The organism is Arthrobacter sp. Z1-9 (assembly GCF_054792695.1).
In genome coordinates, this window is the sequence record NZ_CP096456.1 from 660,363 (window position 1) to 679,227 (window position 18,865).

Here is an 18,865-nt window from a genome sequence, read left to right on the forward strand (position 1 = left end):
ACAAAGTTTTGTATTTCCCATTGAAAGGAACACCATGACTGAATCAAACACCCCCGGCCGAGTGCTCGTTACCGGAGGTGCCTCCGGACTGGGGGCCGCCGTCGTCGACGCCGTCCTGAAAGCGGGCGGCACCCCGGTGGTCCTGGACCGCGATATCAGCAACGTGTCCGCCGTGAAGGCCTTCGAAGTGGACGTCTCGGACCGGCAGGCCGTGGAGGCCGCCGTACGCGAAGCCGCGGAATCCCTTGGTGGCCTCGAAGCAGTGGTCACGGCCGCAGGAATCGACCGCTGCGGCAAGCTCGCCGACGTCGAGGCCACGGAGTGGGAGAAGGTCATCGGCGTGAACCTGATGGGCACCGTGTCCGTGGTGCGCGCAGCCCTGCCCTACCTCAAGTCCTCGCACGGCCGGGTAGTGACTGTCGCTTCCACCCTGGGCAAGCGCGCCGTGGCCGACGCAACGGCGTACTGCGCCTCCAAGTTCGGCGTGGTGGGATTCAGCCATGCGCTGGCGGCCGAGACCGGCGGGGAAATCGGCGTGACCACCATGATCCCCGGCGGCATGAAGACGCGCTTCTTCGACGACCGCACCGAACAGTACAAGCCCCAGGACGATTCGCGGCTCAACGACCCCACCAACGTGGCGCAGGCCATCCTCTTCGCCCTGTCCCAGCCCACCGGCTGTGAGGTCCGCGAGATGCTGATCTGCCACGAGGAAGAGGGCTCCTGGCCCTAAACCGCCACCACCACCAGGCCGGAACCGACGGGAGGAATCTCATGCCCACCATTGCCACAGAAACGACTGCACGCTCGGAAGCCGCCGACAGCAACGGCATCACCATCCGGAACCCACGAACAGGTGACGTCCTCTGGACCGTGCCGGAGGCCGAACCGGAAACGGTGACGCATGCCGTAGGGGTGGCCCGGAGCGCTGCGCCGGAGTGGGCGGCCACCGCGCCGGCCGACCGTGCTGCGGCACTGCGCGTTGCGGCAAAAGCCCTCGCTGCGGCAGCCCGGGAGCTCGCGGAACTCAACGCCAGCGAAACGGGGCGGCCGGTGGAGGAATCACTCGCCGGCATCGGCGCAGGCGTTTCCACGCTGGAACAGTACGCGGAGCTGGGGCCCGTCCACCGCGGCCACAGCCTGCGCGGCAACCGGCTCGCCTCCGATTACACCGTGGCCGAGCCCCGCGGTGTGGCGGTCCTGCTGACCCCCTGGAATGATCCCGTAGCGGTGGCGTGCGGCCTGATTGGCGCCGCGCTGGCCACCGGCAACACAGTAGTGCATAAGCCAAGTGAGCGCTGCCCGCGGCTCGGTGAAGCCCTTGGCGACGTCCTGGCACCTGCCTTTCCGCCCGGAGTGTTCCAGACAATTACGGGCGGCGCCGGAGTTGGTGCACTCCTGGCCCAGTCGGAGGTGGACGTCATCACGCACGTGGGTTCGAGCGCGGCCGGCGCCCGGATCGCCAGGGCCGGAGCGCTGACGGGCGCCCACGTCATCCGGGAAAACGGTGGAAATGATCCGCTGCTGGTGGACCGGGACGTGGACCCGCTGTGGGCAGCCGGGCAGGCCGCGATCGGTGCCTTCAGCAACAGCGGCCAGATCTGCGTGGCCGTTGAACGGATCTACGTCCATCAGGACATCGCCGCGGAGTTCTGTGCAGCGTTGGAAGCCGAAGCAGCACTGCGCAACAGCAACGGGACAGTGGCCCCGCTGGTGGATCTGCGGATGCGGGACGAGGTCCACGCGCAGGTCACCGACGCCCTCAGGCAGGGCGCGCACGCGGTCGAGGGCGGCGCGCTTCCGGAAGGACCGGGCTCCTTCTACCCCGCCACCGTGCTGCTGGAATGCACGGACCGGATGCAGGTCATGACCGAGGAAACCTTCGGACCGGTTGCCCCCGTGCAGGTGGTGAAATCGTTCGACGACGGCCTTCGCCTGGCCTGCAGCGGCAGGTACGGCTTGGCTGCCACCGTCCTCAGCGGCAACATCGCCCACATCCAGGAGGCGGTCGCTGCCCTCCCGGTCGGAACGGTGAAGATCAACGAAGTGTTCGGCGGCGCCCCCGGCGGTGCTGCCCAGCCGCGCGGCGAAAGCGGCGCGGGCTTCGGCTATGGCCCGGAATTGCTGGACGAGTTCAGCCGGGTCAAAGTGGTGCACATTGCGGCGCCTCCGGCTGCTGCGCCTGGCCCGGCGGCAGCCGGCGGGGAGTCCGTGTCTGAACAGGACGAGTCATGAGTTTGTCATCAGGCGACCTGCCTGCCGAACCTGCCGGTATGCCTGGCGACTTGCCTGGCGACCTGCCTGCCGAGCCTGGCAGCGTGGACCTTTCCAGCCAGCGGGCGCTGTCCGAATGGCTGCCAGGGCGGCTGGCCGCGGAGGAACCGGCGATCCTGGTAATCGGTGACCTCATGCTGGATGGCTGGTGGAGCGGCAGCATCGAAAGGCTCTGCCGGGAAGCCCCCGCACCTGTGGTGGATGTGCAGACCCGGGAATCCGTTCCCGGGGGAGCCGCCAATACCGCCATGAACCTGGCTGCCCTCGGTGCCCGGGTATCCGTCGCGGGCATCATCGGAACCGACGACGCCGGGGTGGACCTCCGGAACCAGTTGGTGGCTGCGGGCATCGATGTCAGCCATCTGCAGAGCCACGCGGACATGGTGACCACCACCAAGATCCGGATCAGCAGCGGCGGGCAGGTGATGCTCCGAATCGACGACTCCGCCAAGGCGGTGCCGGCCGAGGCGCTGGCCGCGCTGGCTGCTTCCGTGCGTGCCGCCGTCGGACAGCAGGACGCCGTGCTGGTGTGTGATTACGGCAACGGGGTGCTGGCGGACCCGGTCCGGGCCAGCCTGGTGGACGCGCTCCCGGGCCCCCCTTCCGGCGGGGACCGTCCGCTGCTGGTGGTCGATTCGCACGATCCCCGGCCGTGGGCGCCGCTCCGCCCGGACCTGGTGACCCCGAACGCGCAGGAGACGGCGCGGATGCTGGACCTGCGCCTTCCGGACGGCCAGGACAGGGCTGCCGAGGTGAGCAAGCACGCGGACGCCCTGCTGGAAGCCACGGGCGCGGGGGCCGTGGTGGTCACCCTGGACCGTGACGGCACAGTCCTGCTAAGGCCCGACGGCGTGACGCACCGTACGTGGGCCCGCCCGGCCGCGGAAAAGCAGGCCTCCGGTGCCGGCGACACCTTCGTGGCTGCCCTGACGCTGGCACGCTCCGCCGGGCTGCCCTTGACGGCGAGCCTGGACCTTGCGCAGTCCGCTGCGGATGTGGTGGTGCACCAGCCCGGCACGTCCGTCTGCAGTACAGGCCAGCTCAGCCGGTACCTCAAGGCCTTTGCCGACACTGCCCTGGGTGCGGACGAACTGCAACGGCAGCTGGAGCTGCACCGCGCCGAGGGCCAGCGCATCGTACTCACCAACGGTTGCTTCGACGTGCTGCACAGCGGCCACACCCGCTATCTCAACCAGGCAAAACAGCTGGGTGACGTGCTGGTGGTGGCGCTCAACAGTGACGAGTCGGTCCGCAAGCTCAAGGGCGCCGGCCGGCCCATCAACGCGGTGGCGGACCGCGCGGCGGTGGTGGCGGCACTGAGCTGCGTGGACTACGTAACGGTCTTCGACACTCCCACTGCCGCCCCGCTCATCGGGCAGCTCCGGCCGGAGGTATATGCCAAGGGCGGGGACTACACCCCGGAAATGCTCGCCGAGACGCCGGCGGTGGAGGAGTACGGCGGCCGGGTGGCCATCTTGGACTATGTGGCGGAACGGTCCACCACGGCTGTGGTGAAGCGGATCCGGGAAGGTGAAGGGGCTGTGCCGGGCAGCTAGGGTGCGGGCACCGGTGCTGCCGGAAGCAATTAGGGTTGAAGCATGACTGAAGCGCGGCACGGGTAATGGCAAAACGCGGCAGGTCAGCTGGCCGGAACGGCCTGCGCCCGGTGGCAGGAGTAGTGGAGGTCCCCGCGGGAGCCCGGCCCAGCGGGCCAGTTGAAGGCATCTACTACGTCGACACCGGGGACTGCGAGCTGATCGCGGACCAGGACAACTCCACCGGCTGGCTCCTGAAGATCAACGGCGTCATGAGTTCGCACATCGACCTCGCCGACCCGCTGTTCCTGGACTTCGAGTACATGCGCTGGATGGCGGCGCTGATCGAGTCGCGCTGGCCGCCGTCGGGCACTGCCGGAACCAGGCCGAAGCTCCGCGGCCTCCATCTGGGCGGCGGCGCCTGCTCGCTGGCCCGCTACTTCCACGCTGTCTATCCGGACGCCCGGCAGGTGGTGGTGGAGCTGGACGGCAAGCTGGCGGAGTACGTGCGCGGCTGGTTCGACCTGCCCAAGGCGCCGCTGCTCCGCCTGCGGGTGGGGGAGGCCCGCGAAGTCACCGAGACCCTGACTGCTGAGACCAGGGACTTCATCATCCGGGATGTTTTCGCCGGTGCCCTGACCCCGCGGCCACTGACTACCGCTGAGTTCAACCAGCACGTCAAGCGGGTCCTTGCCCCCGGCGGGCTGTACGTGGTGAACTCCGGAGATGCGCCGGACCTGAGGAACGCCAGGCAGGACGCCGCCACCATTGCAGCCGCCTTCCAGCACACCATGATCATCGCCGACCCGGCCATGCTGAAGGGCCGCCGCTACGGAAACATGGTGATGGCCGGCAGCGATACCCCGTTCCGCGACGACCCCCAACTGGCCCGCAGGCTCCTGGGCGGCGCCGTCCCGGCGCACCTGTGGGACGACGCCCAGGTACGGGCCTTCGCGGCAGGATCACCGGTGCGGCACGACCCGCCCGGTAATTAGCTCAATCACCGGAACCCCGGCCCAGCAGCTTCTCCCGGTGCTCCGCCATCTGTTCCCGCAGCGCGTGCACTACCGCCGCCACCGCAGGCCGCCGCAGCGAGTCCGGCCGGAGCACCATCCAGTACGGCAGCAGCTCGGCGATCTCTGAGGGCAGCAGGCGGACCAGGTCATCGTGGAGGTCGCCCATAAAGCAGGGCAGGAAACCGATGCCAGCCCCCGCGCGGGTCGCTTCCACGTGGACAAAGACATTGGTGGAGGTGAGGCCGTCGCGCATCCCCGGGACCAGGCGGCGGGGCGCGTCAAGGTCATCCACCTGCAGCATGGAATCAACGAAGTACACCAGCGGGTGTTCGTTGAGTTCGCCTACGGTGGCGGGCGTGCCGTGCTCCTCCAGGTAGGCGCGCGAGGCATACATGCCCAACATGTAGTCACCCAGCCGCACCGCCTCGGCCCGGTGCACCTGCGGTTCGCCCACCACCACTTCGATGTCCAGTCCCGAGCGCTGCTGCAGCGCCCGCCGCGTCATGGTCACTACCTCCACGCTCAGTCCGGGGTGATCGCGGCGCAACCGGGCGACGGCAGGGGCGGCGATATAGGCGCTGAAGCCATCTGTCGCCGTCATGCGGACGACGCCGGTGATCGGGTCGGGCGCCTTCCCGGCCGCTCCCAGCGTGCCCACCACCGCTTCCACCTGTTCGGCGACCTGCACGGCCCGGGCTCCGAGGTCAGTCAGTTCCCACCCTCCCGTGGCGCGTGCCAAGACCCGGCCGCCGAGCGCCTTCTCCAGCGCGGCTATCCGGCGCGAAACGGTGGTGTGGTTGAGCCCCAAGGCCTGGGCCGCCGTCGTGTACTTAGCTGACCGGGACACCGCGAGCAGTACCAGCAAGTCATCGGGGTTGGCTTTCATATGTGCAATTCTGCATGCACTTGGTGCTTGATTAGTCATTGAAGGTGCATGTCTGTGCAGTAATACTCAGTGGGAAACACCCGAGGGGATTGCTATGGAAAACACTTTGAATGGCCGCAAGGCATTGGTCACCGGCGGCGCCAGCGGCATCGGCGCCGCCTGCGTCCGGGAACTGGCCGCCCGTGGAGCGAAAGTGGTGGTGGCCGACGTCGACGCAGCCGGCGCCGCCGAGCTCGCCGACGAGGTGGGCGGCACCTCCTGGGCCGTTGACCTGCTGGACGTTGACTCGCTCGCCACCCTGAGCCTGGACTGCGACATCCTGGTGAACAACGCCGGGATCCAGCGCATCAGTCCTATTGAAGAATTCGACCCGGTGGAGTTCCGCCGGATCATCGCCCTGATGCTGGAGGCGCCGTTCCTGCTGATCCGGGCTGCCCTGCCGCACATGTACACCAGCGGGTTCGGCCGGATCATCAACCTGTCGTCCGTGCACGGCATCCGGGCCTCGCCGTTCAAGAGCGCCTATGTTTCGGCAAAGCATGGCCTGGAAGGGCTGAGCAAGGTCACAGCGCTCGAAGGCGGGGACCACGGGGTGACCTCCAACTGCATCAACCCCGGATATGTGCGCACGCCCCTGGTTGAAAAGCAGCTCGCGGACCAGGCCCAGGTGCACGGCATCCCGGAGTCCGAGGTGCTGGCCAAGGTCATGCTCACCGAGTCGGCCATCAAGCGGCTGGTGGAGCCTGAGGAGGTTGCCTCCCTGGTGGCATGGCTGGCCTCGGACCATGCCGGCATGGTGACCGGCGCCAGCTACACCATGGACGGCGGCTGGTCCGCGCGGTAGCAGCGCCTGCGCCTGAATCCCCCAACAGCTGGACTGGCCGCAGCAGCGGCTAGTCCAGCTTTTTGAGTTGCCGGTGGTCGTAGAAGAAGACGCCTTCGGCGGTGTCCACACCCGCGGACAAGCCCTGCAGGAACACAACTACTCCCTCGCGGCGGCCCTTAAAGGGATCGTCCGCCGCCACCGCGTCACCGATCCTGTAAGGGGGCCGCGGAGCGAAGGGCTTCACGACGCGGTTCCACGCTCGCCCCGCGACGGAGGCCAAGGTTACGGGCTGCCCCATGCTGGACAGGTCCTGGACAAGAGGTTTGACCATGCGTACCAACTCCTTGCGGGCGGCGGGCCGCCTACTGGCGGTGCAGGTAAACCGGAACGCTCCCAGTGGAGGGCGGTCCTCCCATTCCGGCTGGCACCTTACGCCAAAGCTATGCGCTGTTCACATCCGTCACACCAGTAACATGTACTCGCTTTTTGGAAGCGCTGATACTGGTTTTCTTTGAGTACTTAGGGGAACGGCGGGTGCGCCTCTCGCGCAACAGCGATTCAGTGGTCAAGGCTGCCCATTAATGATGTCGTCCGCGTTCTCGAAGGCCCACGCCACCAGCGGAACGAGCAGGGCGCTCAGCTCATAACCGCGCCCGGTCAGGCTGTAATCTACCCGAGGTGGAATGACGGGCTGGGCCGTCCGCGTGACCAGGCCATCACGCTCCAGGGTCTTGAGGGTTTGGGCCAGCATCTTTTCGCTGATGCCCTCGGCCCGCCGTCGTAAATCGCTCCAGCGCTGCTCGCCCTCGGACAGGGCCAGCAGGATCAGGACGCCCCACTTGCTGGTGATGTGGTCAAGGACCGTTCGACTGGGGCAACCGGCCGGGAAGACGCCGTCGGCAAGGGCCGCCGGAAGGGGTGCTGCGGAGGGGGTAGGGTCCGGGGTACTAACCAACATGTAAGTACCTTACCTGAAAGTGCGTACTCTCTCTCGGGAAGTAATCCGGAAAAAGGGTGGTTGTGCTCCTTGGACAGACCCCGAATGGAAGGAAAATCATGACCATCGTTATCACCGGAGCAACCGGCCAGCTGGGCCGCCACGTCATCGAGGCCCTGCTGGAGCGGAACGTTCCCGCCGGGAAGATAGTGGCCGCGGGCCGTTCCATCGAAAAGATTGCAGACCTGGCTGAACGCGGAGTCCAGGTCAGGAGCATGGACTACGCCGATGCAGCCTCTGTAGCGGAGGCCTTGAAGGGCGCCCGCAAGGTGCTCCTTATCTCGGGCAGCGAGGTGGGGCAGCGGGTGGAGCAGCACCGTACCGTCATCGAGGCGGCGAAGGTTGAGGGTGTTGAGCTGGTGGCGTACACCAGCATCGCGAACGCGGACACCACGGGGATGAAGCTGGCAGCCGAGCACCAGGCCACTGAGGCCATCCTGCAGGAATCCGGCGTTCCCTTCGTCCTGCTGCGCAATGGCTGGTACCTCGAGAACTACACCGACCAGCTGCCCGGCACGCTCGCGCAGGGTGCCATCGCCGGCAGCGCGGGGGAGGGGCGGGTCAGCGCGGCTTCCCGCGCAGACTACGCCCACGCGGCCGCCGCAGTGCTGGTTGCAGGCGCCCAGGCCGGCAGGATCTATGAATTGGGTGGCGATGAACCGTTCACCATGGCTGAGCTTGCGGCCGAGATCAGCGCCGCGGCCGGAACGCACGTTTCCTACCAGGACCTTCCGCCGCAGGAGTACGCCGGAATGTTGACCGGCTTCGGAGTGCCGGAGGCGTTCGCGGAGATCCTCGCCGATTCGGACCTGGGCATCGCCCGCGGTGACCTCCTGGTGAGCTCCGGCGACTTGCGCAAACTGATCGGACGCCCGGCCACGTCGTTGGCTGAGGCGGTCCGTTCAGCTGCAGCCACTGCGTAGCAGCACTGTCCGTTCGGCCGCTGTGTTCCAGGGCTGACCCGCAGCAGCGGGTCAGCCCTGGGCGCCCCGGCTTCCCTCCGGGCAGCTAGGACTTGGTGCCGGGGGCTGCGGCGACCACCGGCAGGGGCGAGGTCTCGTCCACGAGGTCGGCACGTCGTCGTCCGTCACCTTTGACCCACAGACGGTAGGCAACCACCAGAAGTGCCAGCCAGGCCCCGCCAACGTAGAGCGCGATCCTGGTGTCCTCGAATGCGCCCAAAACGGCGATCACCAGCGCCATGAACGCAATGGTGAGAAGGGACGCCGCGGGCCACAACGGCGACGGGAATTCCGACGCCGGCAGGCCGGTACGCGCGATTTCCCGCTTCATGGCCACATGGGAGGCCAGGATCATGACCCACACCCAGACGGTGGCGAAGGTGGCGATCGAAGCGATGAGGAGGAAGACGTCTTCGGGAATTACGGCGTTCAGGATGACGCCGACCAGGAGGATCCCGGCCATCATCACCACAGTCATCCAGGGCACGCCGTGCCGGGATACTTTGCCGAAGGCAGCGGGTGCGTGACCTTGCCGGGAGAGCCCAAAGAGGATGCGGCCGGCGCCGAAGATGTCGCTGTTGATGGCGGAGAGGGCCGCTGTGATTACCACGGCGTTCAGGATGTGCGGTGCTGCCGGGATGCCAAGCCCGCTGAAGATCTGCACGAAGGGGCTGCCGTTGCTGCCGATTTCATCCCACGGGAAGAGGCTCATGAGCACTCCCAGCGTCAGGACGTAGAACAGCAGGACACGCACCGGGACGGTATTGACTGCCTTGGGGATGATTTTCTTCGGGTCCGCGGCCTCGCCGGCCGTGATGCCCAGCGTCTCGATACCGCCAAAGGCGAACATCACCACGGCGAAGGATGCCAGCAGGCCTTCGAATCCGAACGGGAAGAAGCCGCCATGGTCCACGAGGTTTCCAAGACCAGGGGCAGCAGTTGAGCCGCCGGCCTGGAAGCCGAACGCGATTATGGCTGCGCCGCCGGCGATCATGGCGATGATGGCCACTACCTTGATCAGGGAAAACCAGAACTCCAGCTCGCCGAAGACTTTGACGCTGAGGAGGTTCAAAGCTGCGAGGAAGAAGATGATGGCCAGGATCCAGACCCAGCGCTCCACCTGCGGGAACCAGAAGCCCATGTAGATACTGAAGGCTGTCACGTCCGCGATGGCGACGATGGCCATTTCGAAGACGTAGGTCCAACCTGTGACGAAGCCTGCCAGCGGACCAAGGTAGCGGCTCGCATACTGGCCGAAGGAGCCGGAGACGGGATGTCGCACGGCCATTTCGCCCAGGGCCCGCATCACCATAAACACTGCTGCGCCGCCAATGATGTAGGCCAGCAGGACCGCTGGTCCGGCTTTCTGGATTGCGGAGGCGGAACCGTAGAAGAGTCCTGTTCCGATCGCCGAGCCCAGGGCCATGAACCGGATATGGCGCACGTTCAGTCCGCGGTTAAGGACGTTTCCGACGGCGGCTGCGGGCGCCTGTTGTCCGGCCAGACTTTTGGTCGGGGCAGGGCTGGGTGCTGGTTGCATACAAATACCTTCTCGTCTTTGGGAGGGGAGCCGCTAACCAGCAGACCACTTTCGGAAGCCACGTGATGAGCCTCACGGGGCGTTGGTGTCTTTGATCTCAGACGACGGACAGTTTTGTGCTTTTCCCGCCCTGCGGGGTTCAACCCTTGACTCCACGGCCAGGTTCTCCTTACTTTGAGGGGCCCGCTGCTGAGCCCGGCGAATGACGCCGCACGGGAACTGCTTGAGGACGGGTTCAAGTACCCGCAGCCCTGAAGGAGATTGACCATGAAAGCTATCGTGCAGGACGTTTATGGAGCGGCCGACGTACTCCAGCTGCGGGAGATCGCTGCGCCGGTGCCCCGCGGGGGTGAGGTATTGATCCGCGTGAAGGCGGCCGGAGTTGACCAAGGCGTGTGGCATCTGATGACCGGGCTGCCGTATCTTGTCCGGCTCTTCGGCTACGGCGTGAAGAAGCCCAAAATTTCTGTGCGGGGCCGGGAGGTGGCTGGCGTTGTAGAGGCCGTGGGGGCGGGAGTAACCCGCTTCTCTGCTGGTGACGAGGTCTATGGAACGTGCGAGGGATCCTTCGCGGAGTACGTTTGCGCGAAGGAGGACAAGGTGGCCCGAAAGCCGGCGAACCTCTCGTTTGAGGAAGCGGCTGCGGCACCCATCTCCGCCGTCACCGCCCTCCAGGCTGTCCGGGATGCCAGCGAGGTAACCGTGGGCCAAAAAGTGCTCATCATCGGAGCCGGCGGGGGAGTTGGGTCCTTTGCTGTACAACTGGCCAAGGCTTTTGGAGCAGAAGTCACTGGAGTGTGCAGTACCGGCAAGGTGGAGCTTGTCCGGTCCCTTGGCGCTGATGCAGTCATCGATTACACGACCTCCGATATTGCCGGCTCCGGGGTGCTGTACGACGTCATCCTGGACACGGCCGGCAACCGAGCGCTATCCGTCCTGCGCCGGGCTCTGGCGCCGAAGGGCACCTTGGTGATCGTGGGAGGCGAAGGCGGTGGCAAGCTGACCGGCGGCTTTGAACGGTCCCTTGTGGCTCCCTTTGCTTCACTGTTCTCCGGGCAGAAACTAAAGGGGCTTGTTACGAAGGAAACGTACCTGGATCTCGAAGCCCTGACGTCGCTCATTGAAGCCGGCAGCGTGAAGCCCGCCGTTGATAAGGTCTTTTCCCTTGCTGAAGCTCCCGCCGCCATTACCTATCTGCACGAGGGGCGGGCGCGGGGCAAGGTGGTCATTACGGTCTAAGCGGCCACTTATCCACATAGGGACTAAGCGGGATGATCTTGGGGGTCCACTCAGGGACGCTGGAGGCATGGGAAGCAAGGCAGAATGGGATGCCGAAAACAGAAAAGCTCTTGAGCTAATCCGCTGGACACTCAGTGTTCTCGCAGCGAGATGTGCCGCGACTGACGCCAGTCCGCCCTCGCCCTATGGTCGTTCCGTCGACGCAGTTGCCGGACAAGGGTTTTACTTGGCCATACTCGAAGAGTTGGCCCGGCTCCATGCCAGAATCGACGCGTTGAAGGCAAGGGTGGCCGCAGGGTATCCGGCCACCCCGGCTCCTGCCCCTTTGGCGTATCCGTCACTGAACCAAGCCTCGACCTCAGGCCTCGTAGGTGAGTCCGCTCCCGACGGCGGCTGACTGGAGGATCCGCACAGCCTTGGGGCCGATGCCGTGCATGGCCAGCAGCTTCCTGCCGTCCAGTGATGATGTCCCGGCCAAGGAAGGAATGTCCGCCTCCAGCGGGGTGCTGTTGGCGTGCCGGCCAACAGCGGGGCAAGGCCCTGACTGCACGCAGCCCTGAGGAATGGGTCGCCCACCGTGCCGCCATTGAAGCTGGGCCTCGATCTTGGCGGGGCGCCCCGGGTACTTATGCCTGCCGCGCCTCAATGGTGGCATCGCGGTGGGCAGCGGCAAACCGGTGCAGTTCAATAGCGGGACTCTACCCAACGGCCAGACCAGCCGTCTGACTGGCGACGCAGCGGTCAGTGCGCTCAGAGGAAGCATTGCCCCAAGTTGCCCCTTGCGTGAGTATGTCTGGTATTTGAGACAGCGCAGGCACCCGGACCGCATTCTCGGAGCCAACAAAGGCGCAAGCTTAAGTACGGGATCCCGGACAGGACGGGAAGACCCCGCGAGGACGAAGGAGGATCCCGTGTTGGCTACAGACGCGAGGCCGCAGGCGGCCAGCGAACCGAAGGCGGCATCAAAAGTGGCGTCGAAGGTTCCCGCTGCCGAAAACACGCTGCGCATCCTGAAACTGCTGGCCTCCCGGCGGGGGCCGATGGCGGCGTCGCAAATTGCGTCTTCCCTTGGCCTGCCCCGGTCCAGTGTTTACCACCTGCTGGGCGTTATGGAGGCAAACGGTTTTGTGCTCCACCTTCATGAGGAGCAACGGTACGGGCTCGGCATCAGCGCCTTCGAGCTAAGTTCCGCGTACTCCCGGCAGGAGCCCCTGTCCCGGCTCGGCCGGCCACTGCTGGCGTCCCTCGTGGATGCCCTCGGAGAAAGTGCACACCTGGCGGTGCTGCACGGCCGGGATGTGCTCTACATCGTGGAGGAGCGGGCCAAGAACCGCCCGTCCCTGGTGACCGACGTCGGCGTCCGGCTCCCCAGCCACCTCACCGCCAGCGGTCGGGCCATCCTCGCGGCTCTGCCAAAGTCCCAAGTGAGGGCGCTGTACCCGAACGCCGCAGCCTTCACTGCCCGGCACGAGGTGGAGGGCGCCATCATGAAGTACTCCGCATTGTCCTCGCACCTGGACCAGGTGCGGCAGCGCGGCTACGCCACCGAACACGGTGAGGTCACACCCGGCTTTGGCTCCATCGCCGCCGCCGTCACCGACCACCTGGGATGGCCGACGGCGGCAGTGGCCGTGACGTTCCTCGAGGACAAGTTGCCCCCGCAGGAATGGCCGGTGCTGGCCGGCCGGGTCCAAAAGGTAGCCGACGAACTGTCCGTCCGGCTTCACGGCCGCCCCGGAAAGTAACTCCCCCGCTCCCCACTTTTGCCCTATCCCCCATGGATCCCAACCGGGGCTTTTGGGAACCAAAAGTGATGGCGCAAGGGGAGGGGAGCAGCGTCTGGAATACCGGACAGCGCCCCGTCAAAACCCCTGTAAAGCCCACCCGCCAAGGGCTTTAGTTGATACAGAACCTCTTTCACACCACAGACACCAGACGAAAAGGAGCCACCATGGCACCCGCCGATTTCACCACCGGTGCCCGCCCGGTCAAAGCAGCCCGCGGCACCGAGCTCACCGCCAAGTCCTGGCAGACCGAAGCCCCGCTGCGGATGCTGATGAACAACCTGGACCCCGAGGTGGCCGAGCGCCCGGATGACCTGGTGGTCTACGGCGGCACCGGCCGCGCCGTCCGGTCCTGGGCCGCGTTTGACGCCATCACCCGCACCCTGGAAACCATGGAAAAGGACGAGACCCTGCTGGTCCAGTCCGGCAAGCCGGTGGGTGTGTTCCGCACCAACGAATGGGCGCCCCGGGTCCTGCTGGCCAACTCCAACCTGGTGGGCGACTGGGCCAACTGGCCTGAATTCCGCCGGCTCGAGGCCGAGGGCCTGATGATGTACGGCCAAATGACGGCTGGTTCCTGGATCTACATCGGGACCCAGGGCATCCTGCAGGGCACCTTCGAGACCTTCGCTGCTATCGCCCGCAAACTGACCGGCGACGAAAACGGCACCCTGGCCGGCACCCTCACCCTCACCGGCGGCTGCGGCGGCATGGGCGGCGCCCAGCCGCTGGCTGTTACCCTGAACGACGGCGCCTGCCTGATCGTCGATGTTGACGAAACCCGCCTGCGCCGCCGCGCCGGCAAGCGCTACCTCGACGAAGTGGAAACAGATCTCGACGCCGCCATCACCAAGGTGCTCAAGGCCAAGGAAGAGCGCCGCGGCTGGTCCGTGGGCTATGTGGGCAACGCGGCCGAGGTGTTCCCCGAAATCCTGCGCCGCCACGAGGCCGGGGAGCTCACGGTGGACATCGTCACCGACCAGACCTCCGCGCACGATCCTTTGTCCTACCTGCCCGAGGGCATCTCGGTGGAGGAGTGGCACCGCGAAGCCGAAGCAGACCCCGAAGGCTTCACCAAAAAGGCCCAGGCCTCGATGGCACGGCACGTCCAGGCAATGGTCGAATTCCAGGACGCCGGCGCCGAGGTCTTCGACTACGGCAACTCCATCCGGGACGAAGCCCGCAAGGGCGGCTACACCCGGGCGTTCGAGTTCCCCGGCTTCGTACCCGCCTATATCCGCCCGCTGTTCTGCGAGGGCCTCGGCCCGTTCCGCTGGGTGGCGCTGTCAGGAGACCCCGAGGACATCCGGGTCACTGATGAGGCCATCAAGGAACTCTTCCCGGAGAACAAGCACCTGCACCGCTGGATCGACGCCGCCCAGGAACGGGTGGAGTTCGAGGGCCTGCCCGCCCGCATCTGCTGGCTCGGCTACGGCGAACGCCACAAGGCCGGGCTCCTGTTCAACCAGCTCGTGAAGGAAGGCAAGGTCAAGGCGCCCATCGTGATCGGCCGCGACCACCTGGACTCCGGCTCCGTTGCCTCCCCGTACCGCGAGACCGAGGCCATGGCAGACGGTTCGGACGCCATCGCCGACTGGCCGCTGCTGAACGCGCTGCTCAACACCGCCTCCGGCGCCACCTGGGTATCCCTGCACCACGGCGGCGGCGTCGGCATCGGCCGGTCCATCCACGCCGGCCAGGTCTCCGTGGCGGACGGCACCGACCTCGCCGCCCAAAAGCTCGAGCGCCTCCTCACCAACGACCCCGGCATGGGCGTCATCCGCCACGCCGACGCCGGCTATGACCGAGCTCTCGATGTCGCCAAAGAACGCGGCGTCCGCATCCCCATGAAGGAATCGGCAGATTCCGCAGAGACAAAGAAGTAGGAACACCAGTGACTGCAATTACCCACGAACCGCTCACCGTCACCCTCGGGGCCAGCGGGGTCACGCCCGAGGACGTCGTCGCCGTCGCCCGCCACAACGCCAAGGTCACCATCTCTGCGGAAGCACTCGAAACGGTGGCCAAGGTCCGCGCCCACATCGACGACCTTGCTGCCAGCGACGTCCCGGCGTACGGAATCTCCACCGGCTTCGGCGCCCTGGCCAACCGCCACATCCCCAACGAACTGCGCACGCAGTTGCAGAAGAGCCTGATCCGCAGCCACGCTGCCGGCATGGGTCCCGCCGTGGAACGCGAAGTGGTGCGCGGGATCATGTTCCTGCGCGCCAAGACCCTCGCTTCCGGCCGCACCGGCGTCCGCCCCGTGGTCCTGCAGACGATGGTGGACGTGCTCAACGCCGGCATCACCCCCCTGGTCCGCGAATTCGGTTCTCTTGGCTGCTCCGGCGACCTCGCCCCGCTGTCCCACTGTGCCCTGGTCCTGATGGGGGAGGGCGAAGCAGCCGGGCCCGACGGCGAGCTTTACGGCGTGGCCGGCCGCCCCGCCGTCGCCGAACTTCTCGCCGAACACGGCATCGCGCCGGTCACCCTCGCCGAAAAGGAAGGGCTGGCGCTGGTCAACGGCACGGAAGGCATGCTGGGCATGCTCCTGATGGCCATCGCGGACCTTCGCCTGCTGCTGACGACGGCGGACATCACCGCCGCGCTGAGCGTCGAGGCGCTGCTGGGCACAGACCAGGTGTTCCTGCCGGAACTTCACGCCGCGCTGCGCCCGCACCCGGGCCAGGCGGCAAGCGCGGACAACATGCTGCGCGTGCTGTCCAACTCTCCAATTGTTGCCTCCCACCGCGTGGGGGACTCGCGGGTACAGGACGCCTATTCGCTCCGCTGCGCCCCGCAGGTTGCCGGTGCCGTCAGGGACACGCTGGACCATGCAACCCTCGTCGCTTCGCGTGAACTGGACGCAGCCATCGACAATCCGGTGGTCCTTCCCGACGGGCGGGTCAGCTCCAATGGGAACTTCCACGGTGCTCCGGTGGCCTACGTGCTGGACTTCCTTGCCATCGCCGTCGCCGACCTGAGCTCCATCGCCGAGCGGCGAACGGACAGGATGCTGGATCCGGCCCGTTCCCACGGTCTTCCTGCCTTCCTCGCCGCTGACCCCGGCGTCGATTCCGGGCTCATGATTGCCCAATACACGCAGGCGGGGCTGGTATCGGACAACAAGCGGCTCGCCGTTCCCGCATCAGTGGACTCGATCCCCAGTTCGGCCATGCAGGAGGACCACGTCTCCATGGGCTGGCACGCGGCCCGCAAGCTGCGGAAGGCAGTGGAAAACCTGCGGCGGGTCCTGGCGATCGAGCTGGTGGCGTCAGCCCGGGCCCTGGACATCCGCACCCAGCTCTCCGGTGGCGTGCTGACGCCGGGACCGGCAGGCGCGGCCGTCGTCGCTGCGCTTCGCGCTGTGGTGGACGGGGCGGGAACTGACCGCTTCCTTTCGCCGGAGCTGGAGGCGGCAGACAGCCTGGTCGCAGCCGGGGAAGTGCGCCGCGCCGCCGAATCCGCAGTGGGCTCACTGGCGTAAGGACGAAGAATCTTCAGCTTCACAACACAAACCGTCCGCCTGATGGAATTTCCGGCGACACGTTCATCAGGCGGACGGGGAGTGTAGTAGAACTGAAGGTGTAGTGAAAGTCACATCAAAGAGGCTGTGACGCCGAACATATACAAAGGGGTAGAAGTTCAAATGAAAGCACGTGGGGCAGTCCTGTCGAGGCGCAATGCCCATTCCGCCGCGGTTACCGACTGGAGGACTCTTCAGGCCGGGGAACGCGTCGAGATCATGAAGCAGGCGCATGTGGTGGCCACCGGGGAGGTGGAGGAAGTGTCCCAGAGCGGAAACGTCCTGTGGCTTGTGCCGGCTGGTCCGACGGAAAAGCAGCTCTATTTAAAGTCCGACGGCGTGCAGGTGCGCCGCGGCTGACAGCCTTGGCAGTACGAAAAAAGTCCCCGCCGCTGCTTGACGCAGGGCGGGGACTTTTGTTTAAGGGGCGTCCGTCGCAAACTGTCAGGCTGCGATGGCCTCGTAGGTTTCGCCGAACGGCACTGATTCATCCAGCGCTATGGTGTAACGGCCGGGATACAGCCGGGTCACCAGGATTCCGCAGGAGGCGTCCTTGGCAGCTACCGCAATCAGCTCAGCAACGGCCTCTTCCAGGCCTGCGTGCATTTCGCCTGCAGTGGAGAACTCCAGGTCGATGATCCGGTTCTGCGGCTCTTCCACAACGACGGAAGGGGCCGGAACGCGTTCCAGAGTGGCTGTAGACATGTACTGACTTTCTGTGGTTTGTCCCCCAGGGCCTCCCTAGTCTACCGGCGGGCCGCCATAATGTCAGATGTCTGTCCTATGGGGAGTCGGGGCCTTCCCGCTGCGCCCGGGGACACCTGCGGAAAATGCAGTCACAATCGGTGCGGTGGCGGAAGCCGTCCAGTCTCCGCCACCATGGTGGTATTCCATCATCCCGCCCGGCTCCAGAAAGAAGGATTTCCGGTATGAAGATCATGCGCCTTGGGGACGCCGGCAATGAGCAGCCAGCCGTCCTGGTGTCAGCCCCAGACGGAGCGGAACAGTACTTCAGCCTGTTGCCCCTTACCCAGGACGTGGACGGCGCCTTCCTCGCAGCGGGAGGGCTGGACAAAGTGTGGAAAGCACTGGGTGCAGGTACTTTGCCTGTCCTGGAGGTATCAGCCGGCCTCCGCGTCGGGGCTCCGCTGGCCCGCCCCGGAGCAGTGGTGGGCATCGGCATGAACTACGCGGCCCACGCGGCCGAGTCGGGCTCGGCACCGCCCGAGATTCCCGTGGTGTTCCTCAAACCGACCAACACGGTAACGGGCCCCTACGACCCCGCCCCCGTTCCGCCGCACTCCAGCAGATACGACTGGGAGGTGGAACTGGGCATCGTGATCGGCAGGGAAGCCAGCTATCTCGAATCCGTGGACGAGGCAAGGAATTGCATCGCCGGCTACGTCACGGCCAACGATTTCTCCGAGCGGGAGTACCAGCTTCCAGGGGCAGCGGGCCAGTGGACCAAGGGCAAAACGCTGCCAAATTCAACGCCACTGGGCCCATGGCTTGTCCCGGCAGATGCCATAGACGGCGGGAATCTTCGGCTGCGCAGCTGGGTCAACGGCGAAGCACGGCAGGACTCCACGACGTCGGAACTCATTTTCGACGCTCCCACCCTGGTCCACCACTGCAGCCAGTACATGCGACTGGAGCCCGGTGATGTGATCATCACCGGGACTCCAGAGGGGGTGGCGCTAAGCGGCCGCTTCCCCTACCTCCAACCGGGCGACATCGTCGAGGTGGAGGTAGAGGGGCTGGGACGCCAGCGCCAGGGACTTTATCGTGCAGGGCAGCCCCGGACCGGGCAGCCTGAGCAACGGGAGCAGGAGCAGCTGCAGTCCCGCTAGCCCGCCTTAACCGCCAGGACCGGGCAGTCGGCCTCCAGCAGGATCCGCTGCGACACACTGCCCATAATGAGCTTGCCCACCGGTGTACGGCGCCGCAGCCCGATCACGATCAGCTCGGCATTGTTTTCCTCTGCGGCATCCAGGACTTCTGCGGCGGCATCATGGCCACGGACCGGCTGCTTGATCACGTGGTCGATGCCCTGGGTGGCCAGCCGGTCCTCGATGCTCTGGATCTCCGGCTCCTGGGCGTAGCGGTTGTCCACCAGGGCGTCGCCCTTGGATGAGTTGATAACCAGCAGCGTGGTGTTGCTCTTCCGGGCTTCGTGGATGGCCTGGGTCAGGGCTGCTTCGCCCTCGGGGGTCGGGACGTATCCCACCACGATGGTCATGGTGTCTCCTTTGTTTTTCTGGGGCCACATGGACAGGGTTC

At 66.0% G+C, this 18,865-nt stretch carries 19 protein-coding genes; 12 read left to right on the forward strand and 7 right to left on the reverse strand.

Annotated features, from left to right (window positions below; translation table 11 throughout):
- Positions 1–34: 34 nt before the first annotated feature.
- From M1D93_RS03095 to M1D93_RS03110, 4 genes are all read left to right on the forward strand, one after another.
- A complete protein-coding gene (locus M1D93_RS03095) occupies positions 35–733 on the forward strand; it encodes an SDR family oxidoreductase (RefSeq protein ID WP_461173733.1) in 699 nt (232 codons plus the stop codon).
- Positions 734–774: 41 nt separating this feature from the next.
- Positions 775–2,235, forward strand: a complete 1,461-nt coding sequence (locus tag M1D93_RS03100) for an aldehyde dehydrogenase family protein (protein WP_461173734.1) — start codon at positions 775–777, stop codon at positions 2,233–2,235.
- A gap of 38 nt (positions 2,236–2,273) precedes the next feature.
- Entirely contained in the window at positions 2,274–3,830 is a 1,557-nt protein-coding gene (gene rfaE2 / locus M1D93_RS03105) for a D-glycero-beta-D-manno-heptose 1-phosphate adenylyltransferase (protein ID WP_461175101.1), read from the forward strand.
- Positions 3,831–3,895: 65 nt separating this feature from the next.
- Entirely contained in the window at positions 3,896–4,804 is a 909-nt protein-coding gene (locus tag M1D93_RS03110) for a spermidine synthase (RefSeq protein WP_461173735.1), read from the forward strand.
- Position 4,805: 1 nt separating this feature from the next.
- Here M1D93_RS03110 and M1D93_RS03115 read toward each other — a convergent pair whose 3' ends face one another.
- Complete coding sequence (locus M1D93_RS03115; RefSeq protein ID WP_461173736.1) at positions 4,806–5,711, reverse strand: LysR family transcriptional regulator; 906 nt, start codon at positions 5,709–5,711, stop codon at positions 4,806–4,808.
- Between the two features lie 94 nt (positions 5,712–5,805).
- On the opposite strand from M1D93_RS03115, the gene M1D93_RS03120 reads away from it, so the two are divergent.
- Positions 5,806–6,555, forward strand: coding sequence for a 3-hydroxybutyrate dehydrogenase (locus M1D93_RS03120; RefSeq protein ID WP_256249421.1), 750 nt, complete (start codon positions 5,806–5,808; stop codon positions 6,553–6,555).
- A 49-nt stretch (positions 6,556–6,604) separates the two neighbouring features.
- Here M1D93_RS03120 and M1D93_RS03125 read toward each other — a convergent pair whose 3' ends face one another.
- Both M1D93_RS03125 and M1D93_RS03130 read right to left on the reverse strand, forming a co-directional pair.
- Positions 6,605–6,868, reverse strand: coding sequence for a hypothetical protein (locus M1D93_RS03125; protein ID WP_461173737.1), 264 nt, complete (start codon positions 6,866–6,868; stop codon positions 6,605–6,607).
- A gap of 234 nt (positions 6,869–7,102) precedes the next feature.
- Positions 7,103–7,495 (reverse strand): winged helix-turn-helix transcriptional regulator, encoded by a 393-nt coding sequence (locus tag M1D93_RS03130; protein ID WP_461173738.1) that lies wholly within the window; start codon positions 7,493–7,495, stop codon positions 7,103–7,105.
- A gap of 98 nt (positions 7,496–7,593) precedes the next feature.
- Between M1D93_RS03130 and M1D93_RS03135 the strand changes: the two genes are divergently transcribed.
- Positions 7,594–8,457, forward strand: coding sequence for an SDR family oxidoreductase (locus M1D93_RS03135; RefSeq protein ID WP_461173739.1), 864 nt, complete (start codon positions 7,594–7,596; stop codon positions 8,455–8,457).
- 85 nt (positions 8,458–8,542) lie between these two features.
- On the opposite strand, the gene M1D93_RS03140 is transcribed toward M1D93_RS03135, so the two are convergent.
- Positions 8,543–10,036 carry an amino acid permease gene (locus tag M1D93_RS03140; protein WP_461173740.1) on the reverse strand — a complete coding sequence of 498 codons (1,494 nt, stop codon included), beginning with the start codon at positions 10,034–10,036 and terminating at the stop codon, positions 8,543–8,545.
- 267 nt (positions 10,037–10,303) lie between these two features.
- On the opposite strand from M1D93_RS03140, the gene M1D93_RS03145 reads away from it, so the two are divergent.
- Positions 10,304–11,275 carry an NAD(P)-dependent alcohol dehydrogenase gene (locus M1D93_RS03145; RefSeq protein ID WP_461173741.1) on the forward strand — a complete coding sequence of 324 codons (972 nt, stop codon included), beginning with the start codon at positions 10,304–10,306 and terminating at the stop codon, positions 11,273–11,275.
- 358 nt (positions 11,276–11,633) lie between these two features.
- Here the strand turns inward: M1D93_RS03145 and M1D93_RS03150 are convergent, their stop codons facing one another.
- Positions 11,634–11,825 (reverse strand): hypothetical protein, encoded by a 192-nt coding sequence (locus M1D93_RS03150; protein WP_461173742.1) that lies wholly within the window; start codon positions 11,823–11,825, stop codon positions 11,634–11,636.
- A gap of 361 nt (positions 11,826–12,186) precedes the next feature.
- Between M1D93_RS03150 and M1D93_RS03155 the strand changes: the two genes are divergently transcribed.
- The 4 genes from M1D93_RS03155 to M1D93_RS03170 all read left to right on the forward strand — a co-directional run bounded on the left by M1D93_RS03155 (position 12,187) and on the right by M1D93_RS03170 (position 16,945).
- The gene (locus tag M1D93_RS03155; RefSeq protein WP_461173743.1) at positions 12,187–13,020 is read left to right on the forward strand and encodes an IclR family transcriptional regulator; all 834 of its coding nucleotides are present in this window, start codon (positions 12,187–12,189) and stop codon (positions 13,018–13,020) included.
- Positions 13,021–13,226: 206 nt separating this feature from the next.
- Positions 13,227–14,945: a urocanate hydratase gene (locus M1D93_RS03160; protein ID WP_461173744.1), complete on the forward strand. Its 1,719-nt coding sequence runs from the start codon at positions 13,227–13,229 to the stop codon at positions 14,943–14,945.
- A gap of 8 nt (positions 14,946–14,953) precedes the next feature.
- On the forward strand, positions 14,954–16,546 hold the full coding sequence (hutH, locus tag M1D93_RS03165; protein WP_461173745.1) for a histidine ammonia-lyase: 1,593 nt from the start codon (positions 14,954–14,956) through the stop codon (positions 16,544–16,546).
- Positions 16,547–16,708: 162 nt separating this feature from the next.
- Positions 16,709–16,945: a hypothetical protein gene (locus M1D93_RS03170; RefSeq protein ID WP_461173746.1), complete on the forward strand. Its 237-nt coding sequence runs from the start codon at positions 16,709–16,711 to the stop codon at positions 16,943–16,945.
- Between the two features lie 84 nt (positions 16,946–17,029).
- Here M1D93_RS03170 and M1D93_RS03175 read toward each other — a convergent pair whose 3' ends face one another.
- The gene (locus M1D93_RS03175) at positions 17,030–17,290 is read right to left on the reverse strand and encodes a hypothetical protein (RefSeq protein ID WP_461173747.1); all 261 of its coding nucleotides are present in this window, start codon (positions 17,288–17,290) and stop codon (positions 17,030–17,032) included.
- A 224-nt stretch (positions 17,291–17,514) separates the two neighbouring features.
- Between M1D93_RS03175 and M1D93_RS03180 the strand changes: the two genes are divergently transcribed.
- Positions 17,515–18,435, forward strand: coding sequence for a fumarylacetoacetate hydrolase family protein (locus tag M1D93_RS03180; RefSeq protein ID WP_461173748.1), 921 nt, complete (start codon positions 17,515–17,517; stop codon positions 18,433–18,435).
- Here the strand turns inward: M1D93_RS03180 and M1D93_RS03185 are convergent.
- On the reverse strand, positions 18,432–18,824 hold the full coding sequence (locus M1D93_RS03185) for a universal stress protein (protein WP_142043255.1): 393 nt from the start codon (positions 18,822–18,824) through the stop codon (positions 18,432–18,434). The two genes, M1D93_RS03180 and M1D93_RS03185, sit on opposite strands and share 4 nt — an antisense overlap.
- Positions 18,825–18,865: the final 41 nt, after the last annotated feature.

What these genes read in the sequence shown, in the direction of transcription:
- M1D93_RS03095 (WP_461173733.1), top strand. Translation starts at nt 35, where the DNA reads ATGACTGAATCAAACACCCCCGGCCGAGTGCTCGTTACCGGAGGTGCC.
- M1D93_RS03100 (WP_461173734.1), top strand. Translation starts at nt 775, where the DNA reads ATGCCCACCATTGCCACAGAAACGACTGCACGCTCGGAAGCCGCCGAC.
- rfaE2 (WP_461175101.1), top strand. Translation starts at nt 2,274, where the DNA reads ATGCCTGGCGACTTGCCTGGCGACCTGCCTGCCGAGCCTGGCAGCGTG.
- M1D93_RS03110 (WP_461173735.1), top strand. Translation starts at nt 3,896, where the DNA reads ATGGCAAAACGCGGCAGGTCAGCTGGCCGGAACGGCCTGCGCCCGGTG.
- M1D93_RS03115 (WP_461173736.1), bottom strand. Translation starts at nt 5,711, where the DNA reads ATGAAAGCCAACCCCGATGACTTGCTGGTACTGCTCGCGGTGTCCCGG.
- M1D93_RS03120 (WP_256249421.1), top strand. Translation starts at nt 5,806, where the DNA reads ATGGAAAACACTTTGAATGGCCGCAAGGCATTGGTCACCGGCGGCGCC.
- M1D93_RS03125 (WP_461173737.1), bottom strand. Translation starts at nt 6,868, where the DNA reads ATGGTCAAACCTCTTGTCCAGGACCTGTCCAGCATGGGGCAGCCCGTA.
- M1D93_RS03130 (WP_461173738.1), bottom strand. Translation starts at nt 7,495, where the DNA reads ATGTTGGTTAGTACCCCGGACCCTACCCCCTCCGCAGCACCCCTTCCG.
- M1D93_RS03135 (WP_461173739.1), top strand. Translation starts at nt 7,594, where the DNA reads ATGACCATCGTTATCACCGGAGCAACCGGCCAGCTGGGCCGCCACGTC.
- M1D93_RS03140 (WP_461173740.1), bottom strand. Translation starts at nt 10,036, where the DNA reads ATGCAACCAGCACCCAGCCCTGCCCCGACCAAAAGTCTGGCCGGACAA.
- M1D93_RS03145 (WP_461173741.1), top strand. Translation starts at nt 10,304, where the DNA reads ATGAAAGCTATCGTGCAGGACGTTTATGGAGCGGCCGACGTACTCCAG.
- M1D93_RS03160 (WP_461173744.1), top strand. Translation starts at nt 13,227, where the DNA reads ATGGCACCCGCCGATTTCACCACCGGTGCCCGCCCGGTCAAAGCAGCC.
- M1D93_RS03170 (WP_461173746.1), top strand. Translation starts at nt 16,709, where the DNA reads ATGAAAGCACGTGGGGCAGTCCTGTCGAGGCGCAATGCCCATTCCGCC.
- M1D93_RS03175 (WP_461173747.1), bottom strand. Translation starts at nt 17,290, where the DNA reads ATGTCTACAGCCACTCTGGAACGCGTTCCGGCCCCTTCCGTCGTTGTG.
- M1D93_RS03180 (WP_461173748.1), top strand. Translation starts at nt 17,515, where the DNA reads ATGAAGATCATGCGCCTTGGGGACGCCGGCAATGAGCAGCCAGCCGTC.
- M1D93_RS03185 (WP_142043255.1), bottom strand. Translation starts at nt 18,824, where the DNA reads ATGACCATCGTGGTGGGATACGTCCCGACCCCCGAGGGCGAAGCAGCC.